Source organism: Mycobacteriales bacterium (assembly GCA_035550055.1).
GTDB lineage: Bacteria > Actinomycetota > Actinomycetes > JAFAQI01 > JAFAQI01 > DASZTV01.
In genome coordinates, this window is sequence record DASZRO010000008.1 from 1 (window position 1) to 15,343 (window position 15,343).

Consider the following 15,343-nt stretch of genomic DNA (forward strand, 5'->3'; position numbering starts at 1 on the left):
AGCCTGGGCCACCGGGGACGCGAGAGCGCCGACCTGGTGGTGATGGCCGCGTCGGCGATCGAGACCGCCCGGCTCGCCCACCTCTCGCACTTCCCGGACCCGCACGACCGGCTCGGGCGCGACCTGATGTTCCACAACTTCATGGACGGCTTCGGGATCTTCCTCGACCGTCGCATGCACGCCTACCGAGGCCGCTCGACGACGAAGTGCATGGAGGACTTCGCCGATCCCGACTTCCCCGGCGCGCGCGTGTTCGCGAAGACGATGGGCCTGCCCTACTTCCGGGGCGGGATCTGCGAGATCGGCGGTAGCCAGGACGTCATCGCCGAAGCGCAGATCTACCAGTTCCTCCTCGACGCGCTGAGTGCCGTTCCCGGCGGCGCGGTGAAGCCGTTCGGCACCAACTTCAAGACCTTGATGCGCGCCAGCCTGCTCCGTGACCGGTTGTCCGGCATCTCCCACGTCGCCGAGGACCTGCCCTACGCGACGAACCGGGTCGACCTCGACCGCAAGCGCAAGGACTTCCGCGGCGTACCGATCCCGCGGATCACCTACTCCCCCGGCAAGCACGAGCAGGCGGCCATCCTGTTCTACGTGCCGGTCATGACCGCCGTCCTGAAGGCCGCGGGCGCGGCGACGGTGAGCGCCGCGGTCCCGGAGTCGCTCGCCGACAGCCTGACCGGCACCGCGATTCCCCACGGCGCGCACATCATGGGCGGGATGCGGATGGGCAAGAACCCGAAGACGTCGGTCACCGACGCGACCGGCATGGTCCGCGGGCTGGACAACGTCTTCGTGGCCGACGGCTCGGTCTTCCCGAGCAGTGGAGCGCAGAACCCGACCCTGACCATCATGGCGACCGCTCTGCGCAACGCGACCAAGAACTTCGGCCACGGGCACGCCCACCTCGGCCGCGACCACGAGGAGGGCGCACCCTGATGCGCGGACTGATCTTCGGGGTGAGCACCACCCCGGGGGACCCGCTCCCCGACGACGCGCTGCCGGCCGAGAAGGCGCTCGCGACGGTGCCGATGGACCTGCGCGAGATCCCGGACCCGGCGCTGCCTGCGGACGACTGGGTGATCCTGGAGACCAAGATGTGCGGGATCTGCGGATCCGACGCCAAGCAGGTCTTCATGGACGGCGACGGCGACAACGCCATGACCTCGCTGATCAGCTTCCCGCAGGTCCTGGGCCATGAGGTGATCGGCGAGATCGTCGAGGCCGGCGCAGCATCCGGGCGCCGGGTCGGCGAGCGCGTCGTACTCAACCCGTGGCTGTCCTGCGGACCGCGCGGCATCTCCCCGCTCTGCCCGTCCTGCCAGGCGGGCGAGTTCAACCTCTGCCACCACTTCACGGAAGGCCATCTCGCCCCGGGCATCCACACCGGCAACTCCTCGACCGCGAGCGGCGGCTTCGCCGAGCTCGTCCCCGCGCACACGTCGATGGCCATCCCGTGCCCCGACGGCGTGCCGGACGAGGTGGCCGTGCTCGCCGACCCCTTCTCGGTCGCGCTGCACTCCGTGCTGCGCAATCCCCCACAGGCCGGCGGCAAGGCGCTGGTGTACGGCATCGGCGCGCTCGGCCTGTCGACCCTCGCCGTGCTGGCCAAGCTGCACCCCGACGTCGAGGTCGGCGCGGTCGTGAAATGGCAGCACCAGGCCGACGCCGCGGCCCGTCACGGGGCGAAGGCGTTCTTCCACGACCCGAGCTCGGCCTTGGTCGACGCGGTCGCCGACTGGTCGCAGGGCACCCTCTATCACCCGTGGGAAGGTCTGCCGATGACCTTCCCGGGTGGGGTCGACATCGTGTACGACACGGTCGCGGCGCCGTCGACGATGGAGGTCGCGGTCCGCGTGCTGCGGGCCCGTGGCCGGCTGGTGATGACCGGGGTGAGCCAGGCCGGCCGGTTCGAGTGGAGCCCGTGGTACTTCAAGGAGCTCAACCTGATCGGGTCCAACGCGTTCGGGGTCGAGGAGATCGGCGGCGTCCGCAAGCACGCCATCGCGCACTACCTCGACTGGGCCGCGACCGGCGGGATCGACGTGAGCGACATGCTCACGCACACCTTCCGGCTCGACACCTGGCGCGACGCGTTCGGCGCGAACGCCCGGCAGGGCGAGACCGGCACGATCAAGGTGGCGTTCGACTACCGATGAGCCGACACCGGGAAGTGGCATGAGGGCGGCCGTGATCGAAGGGCCCGGGCGGCTGGCCGTCCGGGACGTCGACCGTGCCGAGCCGGGACCGGGCGAGGTGCTGGTCCAGGTCGAGTACTGCGGGATCTGCGGCACCGACCTGCACGGCGCGCTGGAGGGCTGGATGCCACCCGGCACGATCCCCGGACACGAGTGGTCGGGCCGGATCGCGGCGACCGGGCCGGACGTCACGGACTGGTCGGTCGGCGATCTCGTCGTCGGCGGCCCGCCGTGGTGCGGCGAGTGCGAGTGGTGCCGTGCCGGCCGGCCGGCGCTGTGCGTGGCCGACCCGATGCGCGGCGACAGCGTGAACCACGCCGGATCCGACGTCGGCGGCGCGTTCGCGGAGTTCCATCTCGCAACCGCACGCTCGCTGCACGCCGTACCGGAAGGCCTCGACCTACGCGTCGCCGCGCTGTCCGAGCCGCTGGCGGTCGCCCTGCACGGGATCACGGCGGCGAGGCTGCCGGACGGTCCCAAGGGCCTGCGGATCCTGGTCAGCGGCGGCGGCCCGCTTGGCCAGCTGGTCGCGGCGGCGCTGCTCGCTGACGGCGCGGACGAGGTCACGGTGAGCGAGCCGGCCGCGTCCCGACGCGACCGGGCGAAGGCGATCGGCGCCCACCACGTCGTCGCACCCGACCAGCTGCCCGCCGTACCCGAGATGCCGACCCAGGCGCACCAGGACGGGTACGACGTCGTCATCGAGACCTCGGGAGTGGCGGCCGCGATCACCACGGGTCTCGGCCTGCTGCGCCCGACCGGGACCTTGGTGCTGCTCGGGACCGGTGCGATGAGCGTGCGGCTCGACGCGATCCGTATCCTGCTCAACGAGCTCGTCGTGACCGGCGCCTACTGCTACGACGCAGGCGGCATAGACGCCGCATTGGCGCTGCTCGCGTCGGGAAGGCTTCCGACGCAGGCCCTCGTGTGTCCCGACGACGTCGGGCTGGACGACCTGCTGAACACGATGCGCCGGTTACAAGCCGGCGAGATCCCGACGAAAGCGTTGGTGCGGCCATGACCGAGGCGAAGACGAAGGACCATCCGCGGTTCAACCACGTCGCGATGACCGTGCCGGCCGACCTGCTCGACGAGGCGGGCCGCAAGGCGATCCTCGACTTCTACGGAGAGGTGTTCGGCTGGCAGGAGCTGCCAACCGAGACGATCGACCGCAAGCGCCTGGTGATGATGGCGTACGAGTTCGGGCAGTTCGTCTTCATCGAAGCCGACGACAACCCGATGACCGCGACCACCGTCGACCACTACGGGATGTCGGTGTCCACCCTCGCCGAGCTCGAGGAGTTCTACGCCAGGGCCAAGGCCTACAGCGAGCGCGACCCCCGGACGGTGCTCGAGGAGAAGATGCTCGACGACTTCGGGGTCCTCGAGCTGCACGCCTTCTACGTCCGGCACATCCTGCCGCTGAAGGTGGAAGTGCAGTACTTCGACTGGAAGCCGCAGCAGTGAGCCGCTCCCCGTCCAGGCCGACCTCCGCCGCAGCGCGCGGCGGTGCCCCGGCCCAGGAGCGCGAGCTCCGGGCGCAGGGGCGCAAGACCATGCAGCGGCTGCTCGCCGCGGGCCGGTCGGTGTTCGAGGCGCAGGGCCTGCACAACGCCCGGGTCGACGACATCGTCAAGGCCGCGAAGACCTCCCACGGCACCTTCTACCTGTACTTCTCCAACAAGGAAGACCTGTTCAAGGCGCTCGCGCTCGACGCGGCAGCCGACATGGAGCGGCTCGCCGCCTCGCTCGGCCCGATCACCCCGGACGAGGAAGGCCGGGAGGCGATCCGGGAGTGGGTCACCCAGTTCGTCGACACGTACGCCGCGCACGGCAGCGTGATCCGCGCCCAGACCGAGTGGGAGTTCTCCGACCGCGACCTCGGCAAGCGCGCACACGGCACCCTCATCCAGATCTCGGGGGCGCTCGCCGCCCGGATCCACGAGGTCCGTCCGCTCGACGACCACGGCCTGGCCGAAGGGCTCGCCTGCCTGTCGATGCTGGAACGCTTCAACTACTTCCGGCAGTCGCACCAGGTGGAGGTGTCGCGCGAGGACGCGATCGACACGCTGACCCGTGCGGTGTTCGAGGGCTTCTTCGTGCCCGACCGCGGTATCGCGCGGCGCCGCGCCCGGACCGTCACCTCGCGGCCGCGCCGGGTCCGCAAAGCCGGCTGAGCGGGCGTGGGCGAGAATATGCGGCATGTCGGAGGCTGACGCCGCCGTCAGGGTGGAACCCGGCGGCCTGGCGCATGGACCGGACGAGCACGACGTCCCCAAGGGCGGCCGCAGCGGGTTCACCGTCATCGGCGGCCGGCAGGTCCACTACCTCGAGTGGGGGCCCGCGTCGGCCCCTGCCGTCCTCGCCATGCACGGCGGCGGGCAGACGGCGTACATGTTCGAAGACATCGGCTACACGCTGCGCGAGCGGTTGCACGTCATCGCGATCGACCTGCCCGGCCACGGTGAGTCCGGCTCGCTGACCGAGGAGGGCGTGTCCCGGCAGGCGTTCGCCGAGACGCTGCCGCCGCTGCTCGACGACTTCGGCGTGCGGCCCGTGGCGATCATCGGCGCCTCACTCGGCGGCATCATCGGGCTGACCCTCGCCGCGGCGCACCCCGAGCTGGTCTCGGCCCTCGTGATGATCGACGTCGGGCACAAGCTGGAGCCGGCCGGCGTACAGCGAATCATCGACTTCATGACCAAGCACGAGTCGTTCGGGTCGTTGGAAGAGGCGGCCGCAGCGATCGCGGAGTACCTGCCGAACCGCAAGCCGTCGCCACCCGACCGGCTCAAGCGCAACCTGCGGCAGCGCCCGGACGGCCGGTGGGTGTGGAAGCACAGCCTGGGCCGGATCAGCCGCGAGCGGCTTCGAGACGTCAACGTGAACTGGGAGAACGACATCCTGATCGGCCTCGGCGAGGAGGCCGCGACCGTCACCGTCCCGGTCCTGGTCCTGCGGGGCGCATCGAGCGACGTGCTGTCCAGCGACGGCGCGAACGAGGTGACCTCGATCCTGCCCAACGCTCGCCTCGCGACGATCAGCTCGGCAGGTCACCTGGCGGCCGGCGACAACCCGGCGTCGACCGCCAACCTGATCAAGGACTTCTTCGACGAGGTCCTCCCCACCACAACCAACTAGCCGCAACAGCGCAAACGAAAGGTCACATGTCATGGGTCTGCTCGACGGCAAGGTCGCCATCGTCACTGGCGCTGGCCGGGGTCTCGGGAGGGCCCACGCCCTGCTCCTCGCCTCGGAAGGCGCCCGGGTCGTGGTCAACGACCTCGGCGGCGAGTGGGACGGCCAGGGGACGGACAACCGTCCAGCCGCAGAGGTGGTCGAGGAGATCAAGGCGGCCGGTGGCGACGCGGTCGCCAACTACGACAGCTGCTCGAGCTTCAAGGCCGCCGAGAACCTGATCAGCCAGGCGGTCGACACCTTCGGCGGCCTCGACATCCTCGTCAACAACGCGGGCATCCTGCGCGACAAGATGAGCTACAACATGTCGGAGGAAGACTGGGACTCAGTCATCGACGTACACCTCAAGGGCCACTTCGCCACGACCCACTTCGCCGGCGCCTACTGGCGGTCGCGGTCCAAGGCCGGTGACGAGGTGTACGGCAGGGTCATCAACACCAGCAGCGAGTCCGGCCTGTTCGGCAACGCCGGCCAGATGAACTACGCCGCCGCGAAGGCGGGCATCGTGGCAATGACCTGGGTGACGGCACGCGAGTACGCGAAGATCGGCGTGACGGCCAACGCGATCGCACCCCGCGCGCGTACCCGGATGACCGAGCTCACCTTCGCGGGCTTCGGCTCCACCGAGGAGGGCGCCTTCGACGCGTTCGCGCCGGAGAACGTCTCCCCCGTGATCGGCTGGCTGGCCAGCCCCGCAGCCGCCGACGTGTCCGGCCAGGTGTTCGTCGTGTGGGGCAGCGAGGTGCAGGTCGCCCGCGGCTTCAGCCTCGGCGGCTCGATCGACGCAGGCGGCAAGGCGTGGACGGTCGATGGCCTGATCGACGCGGCGCCCACGCTGTTCGCCAAGCACGACTCCGGCGTGCCGCCGTTCCAGCTGCTGTAGGACGCACCGCTTCACATGGCGCTGATTCCCGACCAGCTGCGCTGGGTCGCCGAACGCATCCCGGACGAGGCTGCGTTCGTCGTCGACGGCATCGGCTCCATCACCTACGGCGAGTGGCACGCGAACTCCTCGCGGCTGGCACACGGCTTGATCGACGCCGGGGTGACGGCCGGGGACCGCGTGGCGGTGGTGCTGCGGCCGGAGGACGGGCTCGCGTTCGTGCAGACCTACTCGGCGATCCACAAAGCTGGTGGCGTCGCCGTGCCGGTCAACGTCCGCATGGCGGCGAACCTCGTCGGAGGGGTGCTCGAGCACTGCGAACCGGCCGTCACCATCGTCGCGCCCGAGCTGGCCCACCTCGCACCGCGCGGGGTGGGCTGGGAGAGCCTGCTCACCGACGACGCCGAGGACGTGCAGGTCGATCGTGACCCCGACGACCTCGCGGAGATCCTCTACACGTCGGGCACCACTAGCGCGCCGAAGGGCGTGGCGATCCGGCACAGCAACTCCGCGATGATCATCACCGCCGAGCCGGAGTGGACCGGGCGGCCGTGGCTGCACGCCTGCCCGATGTTCACCTTCTCCGGGATGACGTTCGTCTACCAGCCGATGCGCATGGGGATGTACACGCTCTACCTGCCGAAGTTCGCCACCGCCGACTGGCTGCGGCTGATCGAGTCAGCCAAGCCGAAGTGCGTGTTCCTCGTCCCGGCGATGGTGGAGCTGCTGCTCGCCGATCCCGCCATGGCTAGCTCCGACTGGTCGAGCGTGGAGATGGTCTCGGTCGGCTCGGCCCCGATCGCCCCGGCGACCCTGCTCGCGCTGCAAGAGCTGGTCCCCGACGCGATGGTGACCAACTCGTACTCGATGACCGAGGCAGGGACGGCGTACTTCTTCATGCCGAAGGGCGAGCTCGTGAAGCGTCCCGGCTCGGTCGGGCTCGCGGTCCCGCCGGCCAAGGTGCGGATCGTGGACGACGAGGACGCCGAGGTCCCGGTCGGCGAGATCGGCAACGTGCAGGTGAAACCGGCCGGCAAGCTACGCGAGTACTACAAGGTGCCGGCCGAGGCGCAGGAGATGTTCCACCCGGACGGCTGGTTGCGCACCGGCGACCTCGGCAAGCTCGACGATGACGGCTACCTCTACATCGCGGGCCGGGCCAAGGACGTCATCATCCGCGGTGGGCTCAACATCCACGCCACCGACGTGGAGTCCGCGCTCTACGAGCACCCGGGCGTGCGCGAGGCGGCCGTCGTGGGCGTCGAGCACCCAGTCCTCGGCGAGGACGTGGTCGGCTTCGTCGTACTCACCGAACCGGGCGCCGCGACGGTCGAGGACCTGGTCGCGTGGTGCCGGCAGCGGGTCGCCGACTACGCCGCGCCGCGGCGGATCTACCTGGTCGAGGAGTTCCCGAGGAACGCGACGGGCAAGGTCCTCAAGCGTGAGCTCCAGCACCACCCCCTGCTGAAGACCCCACCCTCCGCTCGATAACGACACCTACCCGTCGGGCGCTGCGCTGTCAGGCGGGGATTGTGCCAAGGATGAGATCGGCGACGCGGTGGCGTTGCCAGCCTTGCTTGCCGAGCATGAGGTCGGTGGCCTTGGCCCGCTTGTAGTAGAAGTGCGCGGGGCACTCCCAGGTGAACCCGACCGCGCCATGGATCTGGATGCTCGTGCTGGTCACCGCGATCGCCGCCTCGGGTGCGTACGACTTGGCCATGCTCGCCGCCAGCTCGCGGTCGTCGTCATCGACGTCGGAGCACCAGGCGGCGTAATGGGTGATGACGCGCGCGAGGGTGAGCTCCTGCAGCATCTCCGCGGCCAGGTGCTTCACCGCCTGGAACGTCCCGATCGGGCGGCCGAACTGCACCCGCGCCTTGGAGTACTCGGCCGCGAGCTCGAAGGTGGCTTCCGACGCCCCGATCAGCTCGGCACAGAGCATCACCGCCGCGTCGTCGACGATGCGCCGCAAGAGCCCGGTCTGGTCGCCCGCGGGACCGAGCCGCCGGGCGGTCGTGCCGGACATTGCGAGCCGCCCGAGCTGCCGCGTCGGGTCGAGACCGGGGACCGGCTCGATGTCCGCACCCTCGACCAGGAAACCTGCGAGCCCGTCGCCGTCGTGCGCGACGACGATCACCCAGTCCGCGGTGGGCCCGTCCGCCACGGCCGGTTTGAGCCCGTCGAGGACCCATCCGCCGCCGTCCCTGGTCGCCCGGGTGCGTACCGACACGAGCGGGTCACCGGCGACCGCCATCTCCTCGACCGCGACCGTCCCCCGCTTCGCGCCCGACGCAAGGTCGGCGAGCAGCTCGTCGGCGCCGAGCCGCAGGGCCGCCGATGTCGCGAACACCGCCGACGAGAAGTACGGGCCCGGCAGCGGGACCCGGCCCATCTCCTCGCAGACGACCGTCATGTCGACCAGGCCGAGGCCGAGCCCGCCGTGCTCCTCCGGGATCAGCAGGCCGGGCCAGCCGAGGTCGGCGATCTGCCGCCACAGCCCGTCGGGCATCCGGCCGCCCTCGCCCACCATCGCAAGCATCTCACCCGCCGGGACCATGCCCGCGAGGGCATCCCGGACAGCCTCGCGGAGGGCCTTCTGGTCGTCGTTGAAGTCGAAGTCCACGCCGACATCCTGCGGGTTCGACAACCCTGACGCAAATGTCAGGGAACGCTGCCGGCTGCACCCCACGGCGCGATAGGTTCGGCACCATGGATTTCGCGTACACGCCCGAGGACGAGGCGTTCCGCACCGAGCTGCGGGAGTGGCTCGAGAAGAACCTCGCGGCCTTCGACGAGCAGCCGATCCCCGAGGTGCCGGGGATGACCAAGCTGTACGCGAAGCGGCAGGCCTGGCAGAAGGTCATGGCCGCCGGCGGCTGGGCCGCCATCAACTGGCCCAAGGAGCTCGGGGGCCGCGAGGCGACCCTGATGCAGAACGTCATCTACTCCCAGGAGATGGCGAAGGCGAAGGCGCCGGGCATCTTCAACACCAATGGCATCTGGCAGATCGGCCCGATGATCATCCGCTGGGGCACCCAGGAGCAGAAGGACCGCTGGCTGCACGGCATCCTCTACGCCGACGAGCACTGGTGCCAGGGGTTCTCCGAGCCCGAGGCCGGCTCCGACCTGGCCAACCTGCGGCTGCTCGCGATCCGCGACGGCGATGACTACGTCCTCGACGGCCAGAAGATCTGGATCACCACCGCGCACATCGCCAAGTGGGGCCTGTTCCTGGTGCGCACCGACCCGACGGCGATGGAGCGCGGCGCCAAGCACGACGGCATCACCGCGTTGATCGTCGACATGGAGACCCCGGGCATCACCGCGACACCGATCACCGACATCGTCGGCGAGGACTCGTTCTGCCTCGTGACCTTCGACCAGGCCCGCATCCCCGCCGACTTCTCGCGGCTGGGCAACGAGGGCGAAGGCTGGATGGTCGCGATGGGCACCCTGACCAACGAACGGGTCGGTACGGCGGGGCTGTCGATCACCATGAAGTCCGAGCTCGACCGCGCCGTGGACTGGGCGCGCGAGAACAACCCGGGCGCTCTCGCCGACCCGGACCTGCGGGACCGGCTGGCGCGGGCGTACACCCAGATCGAGATGACCAGACTGCTCAACATGCGGGCGCTGTCGAAGGTGCTCAAGGGCGAGAAGGGCTGGCCAGAGGTCCAGATCGCCAAGCTCCAGTGGAGCCATCTCGCCCAGACCCTCGCCGCGCTGCAGGTGGACCTGCTGGGTACGGCGGCACTGCTGGCGCGAGGCGGGCCGGATGCGGTCGACAAGGGCAACTGGTCGCGGCTGTACAGCTACCAGCGCTACACCTCGATCGGCGCCGGCACCACGCAGGTGCAGAAGAACATCATCGCCGACCGCGCGATCAAGCTGCCACGCAAGTGACAAGGGGCTGACGTCATGCCAAAGCCGAAGAACACGCTGCAACTGGCCGGCTCCGCGATCCTCGTCACGGGCGCGTCCACCGGCATCGGCGCCGCGACCGCCCGAGCACTCGGTGCCGCCGGCGCCCGAGTCGGCCTCGTCGCCCGCCGCAAGGAGCTGCTCGACCAGGTCGCCCAGGAGACCCGCGACGCCGGCGCTCCCGATGTCGAGGTATGGGCCGCGGACCTTTCCGACTTGCCGCTTGCCGAGAAGGTCGCCCTCGAGGCGTGGCAGCGCTTCGGTGCGATCGACGGGCTGGTCAACAACGCCGGCGCGCCGAAGCGCAAGCACGTCACCCGGCTGACCGCGCAAGAGGTCGAAGAGATCATGACGCTCAACTACTTCTCACCGGTCCGGATGACGCTCGCGCTCCTGCCGTTGATGCGAGAGCGCGGGAGCGGGGTCGTCGTCAACGTGGCGAGCCTCGCGGGCCGCGTCGCGCCGCCGCGGGAGTCGGCGTACGCCGGCAGCAAGTTCGCGCTCAACGGCTTCAGCGAGGTCATGGCGGTCGACCTCTACGAGGAGAACATCCACGTCCGCGCGATCCAGCCGGGACCCATCGAGACCTCGATCTGGGGCGACGTGCCCGGCAACGAAAAGGCGGCGTACGACGGAGAGTTCTTCCCGCCGGAGGACTGCGCGGCCGCGATCCTCGACGCGCTGACCGGCGATGGCTTCGAGCGCTACATCCCCGAGTCGCTCGGCGACGTCGTGAAGCTGAAGGCGCAGGACGTCGACGGCTTCATCGCCGGCAGCGCGGCCTTCGCCAAGAACCCCGAAGCCGTCGAGAAGGTCTGACCCCTCTCCGCGGTTCTAGTGGGCGGCGATCCCCCGGCCGCGCTCACCTGACTCCATCAGGCGGGCGATCTCAGCAACCTCGGTGGCCACGGACTGGGCGAACCAGCTCTTCGTGGTGAGGTCCCACAACTTGCCGAACGGGCGGCGCATCGCGATCTCCTCGACGTGTCGCACGAACGCCCCGCCGTCGCGGTCTTCGATCTCGAACCACGCATGCATGTACGCCGCGACGCCGTGCTCGAGGACGACGTCGATCGAGTGCGGCGGCAGCCACCGGTAGCGGGTGATGACCGAGCCCGGGAACTTGCCCAGGAACTTGCCGTCCTCACGGGCGATCATGCCGTCGTCGGTGTCGGCAAGCTTCGTCACGCCGACCACCTTGAGGTCGGCCTTCGAGTACTGAGCCGGATCCAGCACGAAATCGAAGATGTCCTGAGCCGTCACGCCGGCGATGAACGCTGAGCCCTCACCTCGGATCATGCGGGCATCTTGGCACGCGCCGGGGCCTGGCCGGGCTCATCTACGGTGGGCACGTGCCGGTGGCCTTCCAGAACGCCTCACGCAAGCGTGCGGCTGCCGCCGTCGCGGCGTACGGTGTGGTGCTGGCAGTGATCGCCGGCCTGCTGTTGCCGCCGGTCGCCGTCGTACCGGTGGTGCTGGCCACAGCATGGGCGGTGTGGCGCAACCTGATCGGTGGCGTGTTCGTCACCGACGATCGGGTGCTCGTCCGCAACCTGTCCCACACGATCCGGCTGCCACGCACCGAGGTCACCGACGTCACCGTCATCGCAGGAGCGCACGACACGACCGGCGCGGGATACGTCTGCGTCATCACCGAGGACGGCAGCTGCCACCAGGCGACCGGGCTGCGCCGGGACCCGCTGCGCGCCGAGGCGTTGGCCGCCGCGATCCGGCAGGCGATCGCGGCGCGCTGACCGCGGCGCGCTAGCCGAGATCGATCTCGAAGTACGCGCCGTCGTCGTCGTGCTGGATGCGCGCCGAGCCGGTCCAGCTTGCGAAGTCGCCGGTGCCGGCGTTCGGCACGATGTGCCCGAACCAGGTCGAGGGGTCTGACTCCAGCCCGCCGTGTTGTACGACGAACGTGCCCTCCTCGCCGGTATCGGTCCGGCCGCGGATCTGCTCCGTCGCGACGTAGGAGCGGGACCCCTCCTCGGTCCCGGCTGACATGAACAACGTGGTGGCCGACCCCACGATCCCGGAGCTGAACGTCTTGGAGAACACGAGCATCCCGACCCAGTCGGCGTCGAGCCCGCTCGGGGTGGTCGGCTCGGCCTTCGTCACGGCGAATCGCGCGATCAACGTCATGCCCGCATCATGCCCAATCGGCTCACCCTCGCTACCGTGCCGGGGTGATCACCGTCGGCGTGGACCTCGCGGCCGAGCCCAAACGCACGGCGGTCGCGATGCTGGAGTGGGACCACGAGGGGGTCCGCCTGGTCGAGCTGCTCGCCACCGCCGACGACGAGCAGATCCTCGAGCTGGCAGTTCAGGCGGACAAGACCGGCATCGACTGCCCACTGGGCTGGTCCGACGACTTCGTCGCGTTCGTCAACGAGCACCACGCCGGCAACGTCGCGTCGACGCCGGTCGACGCCGCGGCGCGGGTGCCGCTGCGCTATCGCGCGACCGACCTGTTCCTGATCGAGGAGAAGCTAGGCCGCCCGCTCAGCGTGTCCTCCGACCTGATCGCCGTCCCGGCGATGCGGGCGGCGGGCCTGCTGGCCGCGATGGCGCGCGCCGGGATCGAGGTCGACCGGGCGGGGGTGACCGGCGGGGTCGCCGAGACGTATCCGGCGCTCGCGATCCGGCACTGGAAGCTCGACGGCGGCAAGTACAAGGGCGCCGGCAACGAGGGCGGCCTGTCCGCGATGGCCGACAAGCTGCGCAGGGGCTTCCGCGGCCGGCTCGACCTCGGCGAGCACCGCGCGGCGGTTCGCCGATCCGACGACGCCTTCGACGCGCTGATGTGCGCACTGGTCGCCCGGGCGACGATGGTCTATCGGGGTACGGCGCAGATCCCGCGCGGGCTGGTGCAGCGCGCCCGGCGGGAAGGTTGGATCGCCGTACCGACCTGCCGCCTCGACGAGCTCATCGCCCCCGTCGAGTACGACCCCAGCGCCTCGTGACAGCCAGGGATCAGGCGAGGCGCTCGATCACTGTGACGTTGGCCTGACCGCCGCCTTCGCACATCGTCTGCAAGCCGAGCTTGCCGCCGGTGTCCTCGAGGAAGTGGAGCATCGTCGTCATCAGCCGGATGCCCGAGGCACCGAGCGGGTGACCGATCGCGATCGCGCCGCCACGCGGGTTGAGCTTCTCAGGCTCGGGCTTGAACTCGCGCTCCCACGCCATCGTGATCGACGCGAACGCCTCGTTGACCTCGATCGCGTCGAAGTCCGCCGTCGTCAGGCCGGTCTTGTCGTAGAGCTTGCGGGTCACCGGGTTCGGCGCGGTCAGCACCCACACCGCGGAGTCGGCACCGACCGCGAAGTGGCGAAACGCCGCCCGCGGGCGAAGCCCGAGCTTGTCGGCCATCGCCGGTGAGGCGATCAGCATGGCCGCGGCGCCGTCGTTCATCTGCGAGGAGTTGCCGGCAGTGATGTCCGGCGCGTCCTCGGGCTTGAAGTGCGCACTCGGCAGTGCCGCCATCTTCTCCGCCGACGTCTCGTGACGGATCCCCTCGTCGTCGGTCATGACGACGCCGGTGTCGTTGCCCTCCTCGTCACGCAAGGTGATCGGCACGATCTCGCGCTTGAAAGCGCCGGCCCGCTGCGCCTGCGACGCGCGCCGGTGCGACTCGATGGCGAACGCGTCCATCTCGGCGCGGGTGATACCCCAGTCGTTGGCGATCTTCTGCGCCACCTCGAACTGCATCTTCAGCTGGTTGTCGCAGGCCGCGATGAACGCCGGGGAGAACGGGCCGGTGCCGCCGCGCGCGTTGGACGCCATCGGCGCCCGCGTCATCGACTCCACGCCACAGGCGATCACCAGGTCGTAGGCGCCCGCCATCACTCCCTGCGCGGCGAAGTGGACGGCCTGCTGCGACGAGCCACACTGCCGGTCCACGGTCGTGGCCGCCACGGTCTGCGGCAGGCCCGCCGCCACCCAGGCGTTGCGGGTCACGTTGGTGCCCTGCTCGCCACTTTGCGTCACGCACCCGCCGATGACGTCGTCGACCGTCGCGGGGTCGATGCCGTTGCGTTCGACGAGCGCGGACAGGACGTGCCCGAGCAGGTCCGTCGGGTGCCAGCCGGCCAGCGCCCCCTTGCGCTTGCCGATCGGCGTACGGATCGCGTCGAGGATGACCGCCTCGCCCATCACAGCACCTCCGGGTTGACGCAGTTCGTCGGCTTCTCGCCATTCAAGACCGCCTGGATGCCCCTGGCGATCAGCAGCGAGTGGTTTGCCTCGGTGTCGTAGGTCGCGCCGCCGATGTGCGGGGTCAGGACGACGTTCTGCAGCGCGGCGAGATCGCTCGTCGGGTCGAGCCACTCATGGTCGAAGTGATCCAGCCCGGCGCCGCCGAGGTGGCCCGACTTCAGCGCCTCGACCATCGCGTCGGTGTCGTGCAGCGCGGCGCGGGCGGCGTTGAGGTAGAGGGCGCCGGGCTTCATCGCGGCGAACTCGTCCGCGCCGATCATGCCGCGGGTCGAGTCGAGCACGGGTGCGTGCATCGACACGATGTCGGCCTCGGCGAGCAGGTTTCCGAGCGAGTACGTCGCCTCCGCGACATAAGGGTCGTAGGCGATCACCTTCATGCCCAGCCCCTGCAACCGCCACTCGAGGGCTCGGGCGACGGCGCCGTAGCCGACCAGCCCGACCGTCTTGCCCGCCAGCTCCCACGCCCGGAAACGCTGGTACGGAATGGTCCCGTCACGGTAGATGTCGCCCTGCCGGCACTCCTTGTCCGCGACGACGACACCGCGCGCCACGGCGAACAGCAACGCGACGCAGATCTCCGCGACGCCGTCGGCGTTGCGGCCGGGTGCGCGCAACACCGGGATCCCGGCCTTGGTGGCGGCCTCGACGTCGACGTTGTTGGGGTCGCCGCGGGTGCAGCCGATCACCTTCAGCGGCTGCTCCATGACCGGACCGTTGACGTTGTCCGACTCGCACACCAGCACGGTCGCACCGACTTCGGCGAGCTTCGCCGCGAGGTCCTCAGCCTTGTAGAGCTTGACCGGCTGCTGCTCGATCCACGGCTCGTAGACAATGTCGCACAACGACTCCAGGATCTCCTTGCCTTCGCCACGCAGCGGCGCGAGCACAAGGGCACGTGGACGGTCGGGCATCGGGCCTCCCTCAC

The 15,343-nt window shown here is 69.9% G+C and carries 17 protein-coding genes; 12 read left to right on the forward strand and 5 right to left on the reverse strand.

Features of this window, described 5'->3' with window-relative positions; genetic code table 11:
• The 8 genes from VG899_01410 to VG899_01445 form a co-directional block, all read left to right on the forward strand.
• On the forward strand, positions 1-939 hold a 939-nt coding region (locus VG899_01410; protein ID HWA65012.1), incomplete at its 5' end, for a GMC family oxidoreductase.
• Complete coding sequence (locus tag VG899_01415) at positions 939-2,159, forward strand: alcohol dehydrogenase catalytic domain-containing protein (GenBank protein HWA65013.1); 1,221 nt, start codon at positions 939-941, stop codon at positions 2,157-2,159. The genes VG899_01410 and VG899_01415, both read left to right, overlap by 1 nt.
• A 19-nt stretch (positions 2,160-2,178) precedes the next feature.
• Entirely contained in the window at positions 2,179-3,219 is a 1,041-nt protein-coding gene (locus VG899_01420) for an alcohol dehydrogenase catalytic domain-containing protein (protein ID HWA65014.1), read from the forward strand.
• Positions 3,216-3,665: a hypothetical protein gene (locus tag VG899_01425; GenBank protein HWA65015.1), complete on the forward strand. Its 450-nt coding sequence runs from the start codon at positions 3,216-3,218 to the stop codon at positions 3,663-3,665. The genes VG899_01420 and VG899_01425 overlap by 4 nt, the downstream gene beginning before the upstream one ends.
• Positions 3,662-4,375: a helix-turn-helix domain-containing protein gene (locus VG899_01430; GenBank protein ID HWA65016.1), complete on the forward strand. Its 714-nt coding sequence runs from the start codon at positions 3,662-3,664 to the stop codon at positions 4,373-4,375. The genes VG899_01425 and VG899_01430 overlap by 4 nt, the downstream gene beginning before the upstream one ends.
• A gap of 25 nt (positions 4,376-4,400) precedes the next feature.
• Positions 4,401-5,339: an alpha/beta hydrolase gene (locus tag VG899_01435; protein ID HWA65017.1), complete on the forward strand. Its 939-nt coding sequence runs from the start codon at positions 4,401-4,403 to the stop codon at positions 5,337-5,339.
• A 31-nt stretch (positions 5,340-5,370) separates the two neighbouring features.
• A complete protein-coding gene (locus VG899_01440) occupies positions 5,371-6,279 on the forward strand; it encodes an SDR family oxidoreductase (protein ID HWA65018.1) in 909 nt (302 codons plus the stop codon).
• A gap of 15 nt (positions 6,280-6,294) precedes the next feature.
• Complete coding sequence (locus tag VG899_01445; protein ID HWA65019.1) at positions 6,295-7,770, forward strand: class I adenylate-forming enzyme family protein; 1,476 nt, start codon at positions 6,295-6,297, stop codon at positions 7,768-7,770.
• A gap of 28 nt (positions 7,771-7,798) precedes the next feature.
• Here VG899_01445 and VG899_01450 read toward each other — a convergent pair whose 3' ends face one another.
• Positions 7,799-8,902 (reverse strand): acyl-CoA dehydrogenase family protein, encoded by a 1,104-nt coding sequence (locus tag VG899_01450; GenBank protein ID HWA65020.1) that lies wholly within the window; start codon positions 8,900-8,902, stop codon positions 7,799-7,801.
• 86 nt (positions 8,903-8,988) lie between these two features.
• On the opposite strand from VG899_01450, the gene VG899_01455 reads away from it, so the two are divergent.
• Positions 8,989-10,182 (forward strand): acyl-CoA dehydrogenase family protein, encoded by a 1,194-nt coding sequence (locus VG899_01455; GenBank protein ID HWA65021.1) that lies wholly within the window; start codon positions 8,989-8,991, stop codon positions 10,180-10,182.
• A gap of 15 nt (positions 10,183-10,197) precedes the next feature.
• Positions 10,198-11,019: an SDR family NAD(P)-dependent oxidoreductase gene (locus VG899_01460; protein HWA65022.1), complete on the forward strand. Its 822-nt coding sequence runs from the start codon at positions 10,198-10,200 to the stop codon at positions 11,017-11,019.
• Positions 11,020-11,034: 15 nt separating this feature from the next.
• Here the strand turns inward: VG899_01460 and VG899_01465 are convergent, their stop codons facing one another.
• Positions 11,035-11,499, reverse strand: coding sequence for an SRPBCC family protein (locus tag VG899_01465; GenBank protein HWA65023.1), 465 nt, complete (start codon positions 11,497-11,499; stop codon positions 11,035-11,037).
• Between the two features lie 53 nt (positions 11,500-11,552).
• Here VG899_01465 and VG899_01470 point away from each other — a divergent pair, with 53 nt between their 5' ends.
• A complete protein-coding gene (locus tag VG899_01470; protein ID HWA65024.1) occupies positions 11,553-11,954 on the forward strand; it encodes a hypothetical protein in 402 nt (133 codons plus the stop codon).
• 10 nt (positions 11,955-11,964) lie between these two features.
• Here the strand turns inward: VG899_01470 and VG899_01475 are convergent, their stop codons facing one another.
• Positions 11,965-12,345 (reverse strand): DUF3224 domain-containing protein, encoded by a 381-nt coding sequence (locus VG899_01475; GenBank protein HWA65025.1) that lies wholly within the window; start codon positions 12,343-12,345, stop codon positions 11,965-11,967.
• Positions 12,346-12,389: 44 nt separating this feature from the next.
• Here VG899_01475 and VG899_01480 point away from each other — a divergent pair, with 44 nt between their 5' ends.
• Positions 12,390-13,166 carry a DUF429 domain-containing protein gene (locus tag VG899_01480; protein ID HWA65026.1) on the forward strand — a complete coding sequence of 259 codons (777 nt, stop codon included), beginning with the start codon at positions 12,390-12,392 and terminating at the stop codon, positions 13,164-13,166.
• A 10-nt stretch (positions 13,167-13,176) separates the two neighbouring features.
• On the opposite strand, the gene VG899_01485 is transcribed toward VG899_01480, so the two are convergent.
• Together VG899_01485 and VG899_01490 are read right to left on the reverse strand one after the other, a co-directional pair.
• Positions 13,177-14,355, reverse strand: coding sequence for an acetyl-CoA C-acyltransferase (locus tag VG899_01485; GenBank protein HWA65027.1), 1,179 nt, complete (start codon positions 14,353-14,355; stop codon positions 13,177-13,179).
• The gene (locus tag VG899_01490; GenBank protein ID HWA65028.1) at positions 14,355-15,329 is read right to left on the reverse strand and encodes an NAD(P)-dependent oxidoreductase; all 975 of its coding nucleotides are present in this window, start codon (positions 15,327-15,329) and stop codon (positions 14,355-14,357) included. Before VG899_01490 ends, VG899_01485 begins: the two co-directional genes overlap by 1 nt.
• Positions 15,330-15,343 lie beyond the last annotated feature (14 nt).

What these genes read in the sequence shown, in the direction of transcription:
- VG899_01415 (HWA65013.1), top strand. Translation starts at nt 939, where the DNA reads ATGCGCGGACTGATCTTCGGGGTGAGCACCACCCCGGGGGACCCGCTC.
- VG899_01420 (HWA65014.1), top strand. Translation starts at nt 2,179, where the DNA reads ATGAGGGCGGCCGTGATCGAAGGGCCCGGGCGGCTGGCCGTCCGGGAC.
- VG899_01425 (HWA65015.1), top strand. Translation starts at nt 3,216, where the DNA reads ATGACCGAGGCGAAGACGAAGGACCATCCGCGGTTCAACCACGTCGCG.
- VG899_01435 (HWA65017.1), top strand. Translation starts at nt 4,401, where the DNA reads ATGTCGGAGGCTGACGCCGCCGTCAGGGTGGAACCCGGCGGCCTGGCG.
- VG899_01440 (HWA65018.1), top strand. Translation starts at nt 5,371, where the DNA reads ATGGGTCTGCTCGACGGCAAGGTCGCCATCGTCACTGGCGCTGGCCGG.
- VG899_01445 (HWA65019.1), top strand. Translation starts at nt 6,295, where the DNA reads ATGGCGCTGATTCCCGACCAGCTGCGCTGGGTCGCCGAACGCATCCCG.
- VG899_01455 (HWA65021.1), top strand. Translation starts at nt 8,989, where the DNA reads ATGGATTTCGCGTACACGCCCGAGGACGAGGCGTTCCGCACCGAGCTG.
- VG899_01460 (HWA65022.1), top strand. Translation starts at nt 10,198, where the DNA reads ATGCCAAAGCCGAAGAACACGCTGCAACTGGCCGGCTCCGCGATCCTC.
- VG899_01465 (HWA65023.1), bottom strand. Translation starts at nt 11,499, where the DNA reads ATGATCCGAGGTGAGGGCTCAGCGTTCATCGCCGGCGTGACGGCTCAG.
- VG899_01475 (HWA65025.1), bottom strand. Translation starts at nt 12,345, where the DNA reads ATGACGTTGATCGCGCGATTCGCCGTGACGAAGGCCGAGCCGACCACC.
- VG899_01485 (HWA65027.1), bottom strand. Translation starts at nt 14,355, where the DNA reads ATGGGCGAGGCGGTCATCCTCGACGCGATCCGTACGCCGATCGGCAAG.
- VG899_01490 (HWA65028.1), bottom strand. Translation starts at nt 15,329, where the DNA reads ATGCCCGACCGTCCACGTGCCCTTGTGCTCGCGCCGCTGCGTGGCGAA.